Below are 14,697 nucleotides of genomic sequence, written 5' to 3' on the forward strand. Positions count from 1 at the left end.
TTATCTATGTCGTTAGCTTTCGTCGATGAAGGTATACAGCACCTCTGCAGGGTTCTGTGCGGTGTGCCGCCAATACAGCCGTAGGTAACCCGTGTCATAGTCCACGACCACCCTGTCAAAGAGTTGGCGCATGGCGGCGTTGATCTTGGCCATATCGCCGCTCTCGGTCACGGTGCAGAACTCCGCCACCGTGTTCTCTATTCGGTTCGTGATCGTGTCGGCCACGCGCTGGCCAAGCTCTTCGAGTTCCTGCCGAATGCGGTCCAGTTCCGCTTCGTTCTTCGCAATGGCCCTCATAATGGCCTTAGACGTGTCGCCCTGAGCAACCGCCTCGACGAGGTTCTGGATTTGCTCTTCGACGACCTCAGCCAGGTTCCGCATGTCGCGATAGTTCGCTTCGCTGTCAGCATTCGGTGAAGGCGTCAGGTCGTGCAGATAGGTGCCTAGCGAGACCACAGCCTCTTCGATGGCGTCCAGCTTTACCTGTTTGTAGCGACATCCAGCCCCTACCTTCGCCTTCGTGCAGACCAGATACGGCTTGCCGCCCTTGCGCCCACCCTTGTTCACCCTGGTCATCGTTGAGCCGCACGTAGGACACTTCGCGAGACCGGCGAGGACATTGGCTGTCGCTGCGGTGGCAGTGGTTCCAGTCGCGATGTTCAGGCCCCGCCTGCTGCTCATTGCGGCGACCCTTTCGAATACCTGAGTGTCAACGACAGGCGGGAAGTATCCCTCAAAGGGTTCAAGCGGTGTCCGCACCTTGCGCCCATCGACCACGGTCAGGGTATGTGGCGTGAAGCGCCCTATTACGGCTGGGTTCTCAAGCAGCTTCTTGACGTAAGAGCGGTGCCATATCTCCGAGCGCCCGAAGGTTGGGGTTCCTTCCGAAATGAGCCTTGCAGCAATCGTGTGCTGACCTAGCCCATCTAGGCACATCTTGAAGATGCGCCGAACGGTGTCGGCCCTCTCTTGGATCACCTCGTAAGCGGTGCGTTTGTCGTTCAGTGTGAGCCACGCGGGGCAAATGGAAGTCAGTGGAACTGTCGCAGCCTTCAGCCGCTTGCCTTCCCATGCCTGCTTAAGTCGGCGTGCTTTCGTTGCGCTCTCCTCGTTGGCGCGTGAGAAGAGCATGAGTGTCACGATAAGCTGTGTGAAATTTGCGCTGATGGTTTCGGTTGTATAGACGGTTTCGTTGTCTAGGGTGATAACCGCGACGCCCTCGCGCATGATGTCTCTTAGGGTGTCCAGAGCATCCAGCGGTGTCTGACGAGACAAACGGTCGAGAGCCTCAATAAGAAGTACCGAGCCCTTCGGAACGTCTCCAGATCGGACATGCTCTAGAAAAAAGTTCAGTGCCCCGGTCTTGGCGTTCTGGCCTCGAAATGCTGACACGCCAAGGTCCTTCAGAGAAAGACTGCTATCCAGAACGAGTCCGTGCCTGGCCGCGTAGCTCTCAGCCATGCTTATTTGTCGTCGAGCGCTGTCGCCTTTGATTTGGTCGGGCGTAGAGAAACGGATGTAGGAGTAAGCTCTTTGTGTAGGTGCAGGGGTCATGCCTCATCAATGGTCGAAGGTGGGTCCGTTGTCAACAACCTGCTGATGGTCGGTCCTCCGGGCTCCGGCAAGTCGATGCTGGCAGCCAGGCTGCCGTCGATCCTGCCGCCGCTCTCGGCCGCCGAGCTGCTTGAAGTCTCGATGGTGCATTCGATCGCCGGCCAGCTCTCCGGCGGCAAGCTTTCCGATCGCCGGCCCTTCCGTACCCCGCATCATTCCGCCACCGTGGCAGCCCTCGTCGGCGGTGGCCTGCGCGCCCGTCCAGGCGAAGCCTCGCTTGCCCATCACGGCGTGCTCTTTCTCGACGAGTTTCCCGAATTCACGCCGCAGGCGCTGGATGCGCTGCGCCAGCCGCTCGAAGGCGGCGAATGCGTCATTGCGCGTGCCAATCACCGCGTCTCCTATCCGGCGAAATTCCAGCTGATCGCGGCGATGAACCCCTGCCGCTGCGGCATGGCCGGTGAGCCGGGCCATACCTGTGCCCGCGGCCCGCGCTGCATGAGTGATTACCAGGGCCGCATCTCCGGCCCGCTGATGGATCGCATCGATATCCGCATCGATGTGCCGGCCGTCTCCGCCGCCGACCTCATCCGGCCGATGGCGGCCGAAACCAGCGCCGATGTCGCCCGTCGCGTCGCCCGCGCCCGCGCAATCCAGCAGGAGCGCTTCGAAAGCGCTGGCGCCAAGGGCATCGGCACCAATGCCCGCTGCTCCACAGCGATGATCGAGAAAATGGCCGAACCCGACGCAGGCGGCCTGCAGCTGCTGCGCGACGCCGCTGAAAAGATGAAATTCTCCGCCCGCGGTTACCACCGCGTGCTCAAGGTCGCCCGCACGCTGGCCGATCTCGACGGTAAGCCGACAGTCGGCCGCATCCATCTCGCCGAAGCGATCTCCTACCGCATCGCCGGCGAAAGGCTGACGGCGGCGGCTTAAGAAAGGGGTCGCCGAAGCGCCTTGAACGAAACAGTGATCTGAAGGAGAGGTCATGCAGGGGATTGAGTTATCGCGTCGCTTCTACGCGGACGTTGTCAGGCCCTGGTTGACCAGTGTTGCGCCGGAACTCCCACATTCAGCGGCGTTAATTGGATTTGGATCGGAGCTGCTTGGTTTAGACGACGAGGTTTCCAGGGATCACAACTGGGGGCCTCGGGTCCACATCTTCTTGAGCACAGATAGATTCAACGACCATGCCCGACGGTTGGTCGTTGAATTCACGCAGGTGGCACCCACCAGCTACTTTGGTGAACCTATTGGGTGGCGGAGTCGCCCGCATCCTCCTACAAATGGCCCGGAGGCGGCGGGCGCCATTGAGCATGGACTCGAATTCCACACCCTTGAGGCCACGCTGGAACGGCTTCTGGCCGTTCGGTCCGCCGATAACCTTGCTCCCTTGCGGTGGCTGGGCTTCGCCGAACAGCGACTGCTCGCCTTCACGGGAGGTGCCGTTTTCCACGATGACGACAGAAGGCTGACACGCGCCCGAACGGCACTAGCCTATTTCCCTGACGACGTTTGGCTTTACAAAATCGCTTGTCAGTGGCGGCGTATTGCCGAGGAGCAGGCCTTTGTTGGCCGAGCAGGACAGGTTGGCGACGATCTGGGGTCCCGCGTGGTTGCGGGCCGGCTCGCGCGTGACATCATGCGTATGGGTTTCCTGCTCGACCGCCGCTATGCGCCGTACGCGAAGTGGTTTGGCAGTGCGTTCGGAAGATTGCCGCTTGCCGAAACCCTGTCACCGCTGTTGCAGCGGGTCTTGCTGGCCGAAGGATGGCAGGAGCGCGGAGAGGCGCTCGCTTCGGCCTATCTTGCGCTGGCGCGTCGCCAACTGGCGGACGGCATCGGCGGCAAGTTCGAGCCGGTCATTGGTCCGTACTTCGAACGCCCCTTCACGACGATCAATGCCGGCGACCTGGTCGAGGCAACACTTAAGGGGATACGGGACCCATTGGTCAAAGAACTTCCAGTCGTCGGCGCACTGGACCAGGTGAGTGATCTAACCCCCGCGCTCGAGGATCCGTCCGGGTCACAACGGATGATCGCCGCACTGCTAGGCTGACGCGGTCTCAACTCCGCTTTGGGAGGATGATCCCTCATTGCCATGCCCGTCCGGCAAGATCGACCAGAAGGCAGAAACTTTCAATCCAACCGTGATCGCGGCACACTGCTGACGATTGCCACATAAAGAATGGGGCGCCGAAGCGCCCCGATACCGGCGAAGATAAACGGCGTAGAAACCCGGGCAAAACCCAATCTCAGCTCCCCAATCCCTCAAACAGCGCCGTCGACAGATAACGTTCCGCGAAGGACGGGATGATGATGACGATGTTCTTGCCGGCGTTCTCGGGACGGATGCCGACCTTGATGGCGGCGGTCAGTGCTGCACCCGAGGAGATGCCGACCGGCACGCCTTCGAGCCGGGCGACGAGGCGTGCCTGTTCGAAGGCCTCGTCGTTGGAAACGGTGACGACTTCGTCATAGATGCCGGTATCGAGGATCTTTGGCGCGAAGCCGGCGCCGATGCCCTGGATCTTGTGCGGGCCGGGGTTGCCGCCGGACAGGATCGGCGAATCGGCCGGTTCGACGGCGATGATCTTGATCTCGGGCTTGCGGCTCTTCAGCACCTGTCCGACGCCGGTGATCGTGCCGCCGGTGCCGATGCCGGAGACGACGATATCGACCGTGCCGTCGGTATCGTTCCAGATTTCCTCGGCCGTCGTCTTGCGGTGGATTTCGGGATTATCCGGGTTTTCGAACTGCTGCGGAATGACGGCATCGGGAAGGGAGGACGCCAGTTCCTCGGCCTTGGCGATGGCGCCCTTCATGCCCTTTGGCCCCTCGGTCAGCACCAGCTCGGCGCCGAGCAGCGCCAGCATCTTGCGGCGCTCGACCGACATCGTCTCCGGCATGGTGAGGATCAGCCGATACCCCTTGGCGGCGGCGGCAAAGGCGAGCGCGATGCCGGTATTGCCGGAGGTCGGCTCGATCAGCACCGTCTTGCCGGGGGTGATCTTGCCTTGCGCTTCGAGGCCCTCGATCATCGCGACGCCGATACGGTCCTTCACGGATGCGATCGGGTTGAAGAATTCGAGCTTGCCGATCAGGTTCGCCACGACGCCTTTTTCCCGCGCCAGCTTGTCGAAGCGCACGAGCGGCGTGTCGCCGATGGTCTCGGTGATCGAGGAATAGATGCGGCCGCGGCCGGGCTTGTGCGACATGGTGCTCTCCCTTTGAAATCCTGCTCTGAAATCGAGGGGGAGAATAGGGTCAAAGACCCGTCTAGGCCAGACCGCGTTCGACCTGGAGTGGCGATCAGGAGAGAAAAAAACCTTTGAAAACCGTTTCTTGCCGAATGTTTATTTCAGGCCGCCCGCGTGGCGATGAAGGCTGCCGTGCCGGCGAGGATGCCGGCGGCAACCCGGTTCAGCGCCTGCAAGGCCCGCGGCTGCTTCAGCATCGTGCGGGCCCGCGAGGCAAGCAGCATATAGGGCACGAGCACGACGATCAGCACCACGAAGGTGGTGGTGAGCAGGAGTGCATAGTCGCGTAGCCCGATATTGCCGATATCGATCAGCGTCGGCACCAGGGCGACATAGAAAAGCATGGTCTTCGGATTGCCGAGCGTCACCAGCAGGCCGGAGAGGAAGGATAGGCCGATATTGGTGGATTTCCGCGCCGCGATATCCTGCGGCAGCAGCCCCGCCGTCCAGAGTTTCCAGGCGATGTAGCCGAGATAGAGGACGCCGGCGATCTTGATTGTTATGAACACCTCGGTGAAGGTCTGCGCCACGAAGGCAAGGCCGAGAATGACCGCGGTCAGATAGGTCATGTCGCCGATCACCAGGCCGAGACCCATGAAGAAGGTTTCGCGGAAATTCGAGCCGAGCGCACGCGCGACGATCGCGGTAATCCCGGGTCCCGGAATGGCCGCGGCGATGAACAGCGCTCCGGCATAGGTGATCAGGACGGTGAGGCTCATCTTCTTAACCCTCAGGGCTTCCACAGCCCATCTATAAGGCAAGCGCCGTTTCCTCATCAATGCTTTGGCGCTGATCGGTCCATAACCATAAGGAATAGGTCTGTTAGACCATGATCTACTTGGAAAGCGACCCGGCCTTGCTATTTCTCTCTCTGCAAATGCGCGATCAGCGCGGCCCGCCGCGGTTGTCCCGGCCGGTGGCGCTAGAGATTTTCATCACCAAGGAGAGATTAAATGTCCCATACGCCAGCCGAAACCCGCAGGCTTTCGCCACTCAAGACGCCGTCCAGCCTGCCGACCAACGCCATTACCGATATTTCGGCGGCGCTGACCGCACTGCTCGCCGATGTCTTTACGCTTTATGTGAAGACCAAGAATTTCCATTGGCACATGTCCGGCCCGCATTTTCGCGACTATCATCTGCTGCTCGACGAACAGGCGGAACAGATCTTCGCGATGACCGACGACATTGCCGAGCGTGCCCGCAAGATCGGCGGCACGACACTGCGCTCCATCGGCCAGATCGCACGTCAGCAGCGCCTTTTGGACAATGACGCGGATTTCGTCACGCCCGAAGACATGTTGTCGGAACTGCGCGAGGATAACGCTCAACTCGTTTCGCTGCTGCGCGAAGTGCATGGCCTTTGCGACGAGCACAATGATGTCGCAACCGCCAGCCTGATCGAGAACTGGATCGACGAGGGCGAGCGCCGCACCTGGTTCCTGTTCGAAACGACGCGCCCGCAGAGGTAATGTCGGCAACCGGGCGTCTCGGCCATCCCGATCGAACGCCCGGTTCAGCTCTCCACCGCCCGCGGCCGCAGCCAGCGCGGCGTCCAGCCGAGATTCATGCCGGCGGCGGCAAGGAGAATGATCGCGGCGCCTGCGATCTGCATCGGCTGCAGCGCGTGGCCGAAGGCCAGCCGGTCGACGAGGATCGCCGCGATCGGATAGATGAAGGACAGAGCGCCCGTGAGATGCGTCGGCAGCCTCTGGATCGCACCGTAGAGCAGCACATACATCAGCCCGGTATGGACGACGCCGACGGTCACCAGGATCGCCCAGGATCCGACATCGCCGGGCGGATGAGAAAAATCGGTCATCGGCGCCAGCATCAGCATGCCGGTTGCGACCTGGATGAGCGCGATCAGATGCGGCGGCGTGCCTTTCAGCCATTTCGCGGCAAGGGCGGCGAGCGCGTAGAAGAAGGCGGCACCGAGCGCCATCAGGATGCCGAGGCCGTAACCGTCAGATGCCGCCCCGCCTGTCCCCGGTTTTGCCTCGACGATGGCAATCATGCCGGCGAAGGCGAGTGTCAGCCAGAACAGCTTGGTGGCCGTGATCTTCTCGCCGAGAAAAAGCGCGCCGAGCACGAGCAGCATGAAAGGCTGGGTGTTGTAAACCGTCGTCGCGATCGAGATCGTCGCATGCGAGTAGGAGGCAAACAGCAGCAGCCAGTTCAAGACGATGGCGATACCGCCTGATATGGCGATGCCGAAGGCGCGCAGCGTGATGATGCCTGGCCGCAGCAGCCCGAGAGCACCGCAGATGACAAGCAAAGTGAGCGCGCCGAACAGGCAGCGCCAGAAGACCACGCCGCTGACAGGCTGGCCCGACATGACGACGAACCAACCGATCGTCCCCGAGATCAGCATCGCTGCCGTCATTTCCACCGTGCCTCTTTTGATGTCACTGCCCATGATTGCCTCCATTTCGGTGGCATAAGAATATTGCGGCGATAGGCGATTTTATATAAGGATAAGAAGGAAGATGATCGATATCGCCTAATCATAAGAGGAGAATATCTCGCCGTGGCTAATGATGTGCAATCGCTCGACGAAATCGATCAGGCCATTCTGGAGGCGCTGGCCGGGAATGCGCGGATCTCGCTGAAGGAACTGGCCCAGCAGGTCGGCCTCTCTTCGCCGAGTGCCGCCGAGCGCCTGCGCCGGCTGGAGGAGCGCGGCGTCATCAAGGCCTTCACCATTGATCTCGATCCCGCCGCCGTCGGTTATCCCCTGCAGGCGATCGTGCGCGTGCGTCCGCTGCCGGGACAGTTGCACATCGTCGAGCGCATCATCGAGGAAATTCCCGAGATCATCGAATGCGACAAGGTGACGGGTGATGATTGTTTTATCGCCCGCCTGGTCATCCGCTCGATGGCCGATCTCGACGGCATCCTCGACCGGGTCGCCGAAAGGGCGGAGACCAACACCGCTATGATCAAGGCCTCACCCGTCAAGCGCCGGCTGCCACCGCTTTCCCGGCGGAAATAGGGGGCGGCGAAACCCAGCCCCTAACGGAAATGTGGAATTCAAGTAGATATTGGCGCTAAAGCTCTTTATGGGGTAGGTGCTTGGGCAGTTTATCTTGCTGTTGATATCTTCGTGCAGCATTGCGAAACGTTAGTTCTACGACGCCGAAAAGTTCAATCACAAAAGCTGTCGCCTAATTGGGACTTTTGCAACAAAGCTGTTTTTAGCTTTCACCCCGTTGCGAACCTCCAACAATCGATTCGTGGCCCACCATTTTGTTATTTGTAAATGCACCGGCGCGATTTGGGTGCGATGGAAACTCGCTCGCGCTTATGTTACCGAGCTGTTATGGATAAAGATGGTTTCGATATGCTCTTTAACGAGCGCGTGGCTGGCCGCTTAGCTCGGATTGGCTTTGTGTCGAAGAGCAAGACGCTGTACTTACCCGAGAAGCACTTTACAATTGCGCTCCTCCGGCTGGGAGGCCGGATGAGCAGTCCAGGGTCAGTCTCGCATATTCTCTGTTTTCGGCACTCGTTTCTGCGGGATAGGACCGAACAGATTCCAAGCAAGTTCCCCACAGAGGTTTTCGATTATCCATATAAATTCAAGCCGCTCGAAGATGACGATAAGGAATTAATCTATCGGCCTCAGAATCTGAATTATGATTACGAGCGCTTTCATTGGGAGAGCGCTGATGAACGATCAGCCTCTCAAAAGCTCGATCGAATAGCGGCTCGTATCGAGAATCGCTTTCTTCCGTGGGCTAAGACTTTGACGCCCGCGACGGCTAGATTAGAAATCACGCAGTTTGGTGAGAACGCGTGGTGCGAGCAAATGTGGATTGCAGACTACGCTGCACGTTCCGCGTGCTGAATGACCCCAATCCGTCAAACGATGACAACACCGGGATCACCGATTTTCCAAGGGAGCATCTGTCGCAAGACTCGCTCGCAAAAGCAGGAGTTTCGCGATAGATATTTGCGAAACAAAGTATTCCACATTTAAGTTAGGGGCTGGGCGGCGAAACGCCTTTTTGTTTTGCGCATTCCGGTCGCAAAACCGCTGCGCAGTTTTCCTGGAACTGCTCTAGAATTCCGCCATCGGCGACAACATCGCCGGAAAATCCGGGGTGGCATGGCCGAGCCCGCGCAGCATCAACCTCGTGCCGCTTTCCAACGGTTGCGGAACACCGTCCCAGCCGAGCTTGTCGGGACGGAAAAGCACTTCGACAGAGGCGGGGGCGATCTCCAGTCCGCCAAGGATCGCTGCAAGCGACGGCATCTCCGCCGCCACGACGTCGAGGAGGCTGAAGCGGCCTGCCTCATCCATCTTCCATGCGATCGCCGCCTGCCGGTCTTCCAGGAAGCTGATGCGGATATCGGGATCGAGCTGGGTGTTGATCAGAAACATCGCCGCATTGACTGTGACCGCCAGCGAGGTCGAAACCGGGCTTCGTCTTTTCAGCAGCGATTGCAGCAGGGCAAGATCATCCGCGGTTGTCGGCAAAAGCGGCCGGGCGCGGGCGACGGAAGACGAAAGGTCGGGCGCCGGTCCCTCGTATCGGTGCAGCGGTATCGCGCGGAAACCGTAGGCTTCGTAGAGCGACGGTTTGTCGGTATAGAGGATGACGGCTTCAAAGCCCTGCTTCTCGCACCAGTCGAGCGCTTTCACCGTGACGTCGCGATAGAGCCCGCGGCCGCGCCATGGCGGCCGCACGGCGCCGGATTGCAGGCCGGCGGCATGGACGATCCTGCCGTTAAGGACGAAGGGCAGCGCAAAGGCCGAGATATTCGCCGCAAGTTCCCCTTCGGCGTCGAACCAGCCGAAGGGCATGCTGGTGGGATCAGGGCCGCCGAGCTGTAGCAGCGGTCCGATATCGATGCCGAAAATATCCCTGAGCAGGCAGACCAGCGCCGCCCAGCCGGCGGGGTCGCTGAAATAGTCCTGCCGGAAGGTCAGGCCAGCGCTGTCGAGGCGCTGTGCCATCAGACGCCTGTGGAGCCGAAACCGCCTGCGCCGCGCACCGTTTCGCTTGCCTCGGTGATCTCGGCCACCCGTGCCTGGGTCACCGGCGCGATCACCATCTGGGCGATGCGCATGCCGCGCGAAATGACGAAGGCTTCCTCGCCGAGATTGATGAGCAGCACCTTCACTTCGCCGCGATAGTCGCTGTCGACGGTACCAGGCGAATTCAGGCAGGTGATGCCGTTTTTGAAGGCAAGGCCGGAACGCGGCCGCACCTGTCCCTCGAAATGCTCGGGGATCTCGAAGATGAAGCCGGTCGGCACCAGCGCCCGTTTGCCGGGCAGAAGCGTCAGTGGTGCTGCCTCGTCAACGGCAGCGCGCAGGTCCATGCCGGCCGCCCCCTTGCTTTCATAGGCGGGCAGATCGAGGCCTTCGCCATCCGGCAGGCGGATGAGGTTCAGCCTGGGGCTGACGTCGTGATGAATGTTCATGGGCCATTACTTTGCGCGCGCGACGCCGAGGTCAATTGCAAAGTCGGCCTTTAGTCGCTAGATACGCGGCAATTCCACAGGATTCACAAGTATGGCCGAAAGTCTCGCCGAGGCGGTCTCCCGCCGCCGCACATTCGCTATTATCGCCCACCCGGACGCGGGTAAGACGACGCTCACCGAAAAGCTGCTGCTGTTCGGCGGCGCCATTCAGCTTGCCGGTGAAGTCAAGGCGAAGAAGGATCGCATGCAGACGCGCTCCGACTGGATGAAGATCGAGCGCGAACGCGGCATCTCCGTCGTCACCTCGGTGATGACCTTCGAATATAACGATAATGTCTTCAACATCCTCGACACGCCGGGTCACGAGGATTTCGCCGACGACACCTATCGCACGCTGACGGCCGTCGATGCCGCGGTCATGGTCATCGATGCCGCCAAGGGTATCGAGCCGCGCACGCTGAAGCTCTTCGAAGTCTGCCGCATGCGCGATATCCCGATCATCACCTTTATCAACAAGATGGACCGCGAAAGCCGCGATCCCTTCGAGATCCTCGACGAGGTGGAAGAGAAGCTGGCGCTGGATACGGCGCCGATCACCTGGCCGATCGGCCGCTCGAAGACCTTTTGCGGCTCGTACAATATCGCCGCCAACACGGTGCGCGGCTCGGATACCGAAATCGAGGGAACGCCGGTCAACGGCCCGCAGAGCGTCGCCGGCAGGCTGCCGGAAAACGAGCGCCAGGTCTTCATCGAGGAGACCGAGCTGGCGATCGAGGCCTGCCGTCCGTTCGACCGCCAGGCCTTCCTGGAAGGCCATATGACGCCTGTCTTTTTCGGCTCGGCGCTGCGCAATTACGGCGTTCGCGACCTCATCAACGCGCTCGGCGATTTCGCGCCGCCGCCGCGTGACCAGGTCGCCGATACCAGGACCGTGCATGCGACCGACGACAAGATGACGGCCTTCGTCTTCAAGATCCAGGCCAACATGGATCCCAATCACCGCGACCGCATCGCCTTTGCCCGCATCTGCTCCGGCAAGCTCGAGCGCGGTATGAAGGCAAGGCTCGCCCGCACCGGCAAGCAGCTCGGCCTGACGGCACCGCAATTCTTCTTCGCCTCGCAGCGCCAGCTCGCCGACACCGCCTATGCCGGCGACGTCGTCGGCATTCCCAACCACGGCACGCTCCGGATCGGCGATACGCTGACCGAAGGTGAATCCCTGGTCTTCCAGGGCGTGCCGAACTTCTCGCCGGAAATCCTTCGCCGCGTGCGCCTGGAAGACGCGATGAAGGCGAAGAAGCTCAAGGAAGCCCTGCAGCAGATGGCCGAGGAAGGGGTCGTCCAGCTGTTTTCGCCGGAAGACGGCTCGCCGGCAATCGTCGGCGTCGTCGGCGCCCTGCAGCTCGACGTCTTGAAGGAGCGGCTGATGGCCGAATACGGCTTGCCGGTCTCCTTCGAAATGTCGCGTTTCTCCGTCTGCCGCTGGATCTCGGCCGAGCAGCCGGCCGATCTCGAGAAATTCCTCACCGTCAAACGCGGCGATATCGCCCGCGATCTCGACGGCGACCCGGTCTTCCTCGCTCAGGACGGTTTCTCGCTGCGTTATGAATCCGAGCGCCATCCGGCGATCAAGATGGTCGCCATCAAGGAATATCACGCCGCCAAGGCGGCGTGATCATTATCCCGCCAGCCGTTCGGCCAGGAAATCGACGACGGCGCGCACTGCCGGCAACTGGCCACGCCGATGCGGCATCAGGATCGTCGTTTCGATGCTGCCCGCCGTCCATTCCGGCAGCACCCGCACCAGCCGCCCGTCTGCCAGCGCCTTGCGGCAGACGGATGTCGGCAGGCAGGTAATGCCAAGCCCCGACACGGCCATTTCCATCAAGACATAGGGTTCATCCGCCGCCATGACGGAATGCAGCGTGACGAGAGCCTCGTCGCGGCCATCGGAGTAGAGCCGCCACTGATCCTCCGTCAGGCTCGTCATGATCGTCGCATGCTGCGCCAGTTCCTCCGGCCGGCGCGGTTGCCCATGGGTGCTGATATAATCCGGCGAGGCGAGGATGAAGAAAGGGTGGCTGGCGAGCTTCCGCTGTACCAGTGCGGAATCCGGCAGCGGCCCGCGATGGCTGCGCAGCGCGATGTCGAAGCCTTCCTGCACGATGTCGACGAAGCGGTCCGTCACGTGCACGGAGAGCCTGAGCTTCGGATAACGTGCCGCCAGCGCCGGTAGATGTTCCGTCAAGGTAAACTGCGCCGTCGGCACCGAGGTGGTCAGGCGAACGCTGCCGGCCGGTTCAGCCAGATGCCGCCGCACGATGCCCTCGGCCATCTCCGCCTCGATGATCGAGGCCTGGGCGTGCTGAAAGAATTCCCGGCCGAGCTCGGTCAGCGCGAAGCTTCGCGACGTGCGCTGGATCAGCCGAACGCCAAGCCGTGCCTCCAACTCCGCAACGCGTTTGCTCACAGTCGATTTCGGAATACCGAGATGCCTGGCGGCGGCGGTAAAACTGCCGCTGTCGACGGCCTGCACGAAAAGATGGAGGTCGTTGAGGTTGAAGAGCGCCATTGTCATCTTCCAGATATGTGGACATTGCGACGCATTTATAGCCTCTACCGCAGGATCGTCCACATCTTCACATTCATCGTGTCCAAACGGGGTCAATTCTGAAAGGAACGATTGATGTCACCCATATTGTTTTACGGCGTGCCGGAGGGCTGCTCCTTTGGCTCGATCGTCGCGCTGGAATGGTCCGGCCTGCCTTATCGGCTCTGCCGCGTCGAGATGCCGGAAATGGTCTCCACCGATGACTATGCCAGGATCAACAAAGTCGGCGAAACGCCGTCGCTGCTGCTCGAGGATGGCAGGACGATCAGCGAAAGCATGGCGATCCTCCATCATATCGGCGCTCGGGCGATCGGCGGCGGTCTGGGTTTTGCGCAGGGGTCGGAGGATTTCGATCGTCTGAACCAGATGCTCGCCTTTCTCAACACCAGTTTCTTCAAGGCCTTCGGCCCGCTCTGGTATGCGTTCGAACACCCGCTGGAGCCGCAGCAGAAGCAGGCCCTCACGGCCTATGGCAGCGCGGCGGTCGAAAAGGCGCATCAGACGCTTGAGCATCTGCTCGATGGCCGCGAATGGCTTCTCGGCAACGGGCCGAGCCTGGCTGACGCTTATTTCGTCGGGATCGCCCGCTGGAACGATTTCCATAAGGTCGTCGACCGCCGGCAGTTTCCCGGCCTGCATCGCCTCTATGAGCGCATGCAGCAGGAGCCGGCCGTGCGTTTTGCCCACGCGATCGAGCATCGGCAGGAGGCGAAAAGCAGTGGCGGTTTCCGCGGCGAAGTCGATCTCGCCGAAACGCTCGGCCTGTTGAAACAGGCGGCCTGATCGCCGCCGCCGTCGCACCCCTGCGGTGCGACGGCCAATGTGGCTTAGCCGGCAGCGATGATCTCGATCTCGACCAGCCAGTCGTCACGCAGCGTTTCGACGATGATCGCCGTGGTCGGCACGGCGCGGCCGCCAAGGGCCCGAAGGCGGGCATTCTGGTTCGCCTCCATAAAGGCGCCGTCGCTGAGATAGCTCGTCAGCCGCACGATATTGTCCACGGTCATATCAGCGGAGGCGAGGATGGCGCGCAGATTGGACCAGATGAGCTCCAACTGTGCTTCCAGATCGGCCGCCGCCATTCCCTCTTGATCGAGACCCATCGTGCCGCTGACGAAGAGCAACCGGGATGGATGCCTGATCTCCAGCGCATGGATGTAATCAGGGCTGGCCGGATAGACCCCGCTTGCCGGATTGCGCATGATCATCTCCATGAAATCTCTCCTCCGAATATTCTATTGAATAATGGCAGTATCGACGATTATTCTTCGGCAGAAAGAGGGTTTTGCGGAATGGCGAAAAATACAGAGGATCTTCGGCAAAGACGCCCACAGCAGCCGGTCATCGATGCCTTCGACCGAAAAATATTAGCCGCGCTCGCCGCCGACAGCAGCCAGAGCTATGCCAGGCTTGGCGAAACGGTCGGCCTGTCGGCGCCGGCCGTGCATGAGCGTGTGCGCCGCCTGAGACAATCCGGCACCATCAAGGGCGTGCATGCCGCGCTGGATGGCGCAGCGCTGGGCAAGCCGCTGCTTGCTTTCGTGCATGTGGAAGCGGCCGGCTGGGGCAAGAGCGAGCGGTTGATGCAGGTCCTGCGTTTTCCCGAGGTCGAGGAGATGCATTCGGTCGCCGGCGACGCCAGCGTTCTCTTCAAGGTCCGCACCGCCAGCCCGCAGGCCTTGGAGGCTTTTCTCTCGCAGATCCATGCCGTTCCCGGCGTCACCGGCACCCGCAGCTATATCGCGCTTTCCACCTATCTGGAGCGTCCGGTACAGGCCGGCGTCACCGACAGTTGGCCTGATATGCATCTGCCGGAATAGACGAGCGCTCCCGGTTTCC

Annotated in this window: 15 protein-coding genes and 1 pseudogene; 8 read left to right on the forward strand and 8 right to left on the reverse strand. The window is 61.0% G+C overall.

Features of this window, described 5'->3' with window-relative positions; genetic code table 11:
• Positions 1-12 precede the first annotated feature (12 nt).
• Positions 13-1,554 (reverse strand): recombinase family protein, encoded by a 1,542-nt coding sequence (locus ACD590_RS24145; RefSeq protein WP_439003480.1) that lies wholly within the window; start codon positions 1,552-1,554, stop codon positions 13-15.
• A gap of 33 nt (positions 1,555-1,587) precedes the next feature.
• Here ACD590_RS24145 and ACD590_RS24150 point away from each other — a divergent pair.
• Together ACD590_RS24150 and ACD590_RS24155 are read left to right on the forward strand one after the other, a co-directional pair.
• Positions 1,588-2,490, forward strand: a pseudogene (locus ACD590_RS24150) (YifB family Mg chelatase-like AAA ATPase); the annotation flags it as partial.
• Positions 2,491-2,542: 52 nt separating this feature from the next.
• The gene (locus ACD590_RS24155) at positions 2,543-3,613 is read left to right on the forward strand and encodes a DUF4037 domain-containing protein (RefSeq protein ID WP_439003481.1); all 1,071 of its coding nucleotides are present in this window, start codon (positions 2,543-2,545) and stop codon (positions 3,611-3,613) included.
• 196 nt (positions 3,614-3,809) lie between these two features.
• On the opposite strand, the gene cysK is transcribed toward ACD590_RS24155, so the two are convergent.
• Positions 3,810-4,772: a cysteine synthase A gene (cysK, locus tag ACD590_RS24160; RefSeq protein WP_018244449.1), complete on the reverse strand. Its 963-nt coding sequence runs from the start codon at positions 4,770-4,772 to the stop codon at positions 3,810-3,812.
• A 143-nt stretch (positions 4,773-4,915) separates the two neighbouring features.
• On the reverse strand, positions 4,916-5,533 hold the full coding sequence (locus ACD590_RS24165) for a LysE family translocator (protein ID WP_439003482.1): 618 nt from the start codon (positions 5,531-5,533) through the stop codon (positions 4,916-4,918).
• Positions 5,534-5,767: 234 nt separating this feature from the next.
• Between ACD590_RS24165 and ACD590_RS24170 the strand changes: the two genes are divergently transcribed.
• Positions 5,768-6,286 carry a Dps family protein gene (locus tag ACD590_RS24170; protein ID WP_018447826.1) on the forward strand — a complete coding sequence of 173 codons (519 nt, stop codon included), beginning with the start codon at positions 5,768-5,770 and terminating at the stop codon, positions 6,284-6,286.
• Between the two features lie 44 nt (positions 6,287-6,330).
• Here ACD590_RS24170 and ACD590_RS24175 read toward each other — a convergent pair whose 3' ends face one another.
• A complete protein-coding gene (locus tag ACD590_RS24175; RefSeq protein WP_018244452.1) occupies positions 6,331-7,245 on the reverse strand; it encodes a DMT family transporter in 915 nt (304 codons plus the stop codon).
• Between the two features lie 99 nt (positions 7,246-7,344).
• Here ACD590_RS24175 and ACD590_RS24180 point away from each other — a divergent pair, with 99 nt between their 5' ends.
• Together ACD590_RS24180 and ACD590_RS24185 are read left to right on the forward strand one after the other, a co-directional pair.
• Entirely contained in the window at positions 7,345-7,809 is a 465-nt protein-coding gene (locus ACD590_RS24180) for an Lrp/AsnC family transcriptional regulator (protein WP_018244453.1), read from the forward strand.
• Between the two features lie 327 nt (positions 7,810-8,136).
• The gene (locus ACD590_RS24185; RefSeq protein ID WP_439003483.1) at positions 8,137-8,664 is read left to right on the forward strand and encodes a hypothetical protein; all 528 of its coding nucleotides are present in this window, start codon (positions 8,137-8,139) and stop codon (positions 8,662-8,664) included.
• 213 nt (positions 8,665-8,877) lie between these two features.
• Here the strand turns inward: ACD590_RS24185 and ACD590_RS24190 are convergent, their stop codons facing one another.
• A complete protein-coding gene (locus tag ACD590_RS24190) occupies positions 8,878-9,777 on the reverse strand; it encodes a GNAT family N-acetyltransferase (RefSeq protein WP_439003484.1) in 900 nt (299 codons plus the stop codon).
• Positions 9,777-10,247, reverse strand: coding sequence for a dUTP diphosphatase (dut, locus tag ACD590_RS24195; RefSeq protein ID WP_439003485.1), 471 nt, complete (start codon positions 10,245-10,247; stop codon positions 9,777-9,779). The genes ACD590_RS24190 and dut overlap by 1 nt, the downstream gene beginning before the upstream one ends.
• A 91-nt stretch (positions 10,248-10,338) precedes the next feature.
• On the opposite strand from dut, the gene ACD590_RS24200 reads away from it, so the two are divergent.
• Positions 10,339-11,922, forward strand: a complete 1,584-nt coding sequence (locus tag ACD590_RS24200) for a peptide chain release factor 3 (protein ID WP_131707783.1) — start codon at positions 10,339-10,341, stop codon at positions 11,920-11,922.
• A 3-nt stretch (positions 11,923-11,925) separates the two neighbouring features.
• Here ACD590_RS24200 and ACD590_RS24205 read toward each other — a convergent pair whose 3' ends face one another.
• A complete protein-coding gene (locus ACD590_RS24205) occupies positions 11,926-12,819 on the reverse strand; it encodes a LysR substrate-binding domain-containing protein (protein WP_439003486.1) in 894 nt (297 codons plus the stop codon).
• Between the two features lie 114 nt (positions 12,820-12,933).
• Here ACD590_RS24205 and ACD590_RS24210 point away from each other — a divergent pair, with 114 nt between their 5' ends.
• Positions 12,934-13,641 carry a glutathione S-transferase family protein gene (locus tag ACD590_RS24210; RefSeq protein ID WP_439003487.1) on the forward strand — a complete coding sequence of 236 codons (708 nt, stop codon included), beginning with the start codon at positions 12,934-12,936 and terminating at the stop codon, positions 13,639-13,641.
• Between the two features lie 44 nt (positions 13,642-13,685).
• On the opposite strand, the gene ACD590_RS24215 is transcribed toward ACD590_RS24210, so the two are convergent.
• A complete protein-coding gene (locus tag ACD590_RS24215) occupies positions 13,686-14,072 on the reverse strand; it encodes a RidA family protein (RefSeq protein ID WP_439003488.1) in 387 nt (128 codons plus the stop codon).
• A 24-nt stretch (positions 14,073-14,096) separates the two neighbouring features.
• Between ACD590_RS24215 and ACD590_RS24220 the strand changes: the two genes are divergently transcribed.
• Positions 14,097-14,678 carry an Lrp/AsnC family transcriptional regulator gene (locus ACD590_RS24220; protein WP_439003490.1) on the forward strand — a complete coding sequence of 194 codons (582 nt, stop codon included), beginning with the start codon at positions 14,097-14,099 and terminating at the stop codon, positions 14,676-14,678.
• Positions 14,679-14,697 lie beyond the last annotated feature (19 nt).

The organism is Rhizobium sp. 862_C5_N1_2, assembly GCF_051811205.1.
Classification (GTDB): domain Bacteria; phylum Pseudomonadota; class Alphaproteobacteria; order Rhizobiales; family Rhizobiaceae; genus Rhizobium; species Rhizobium leguminosarum.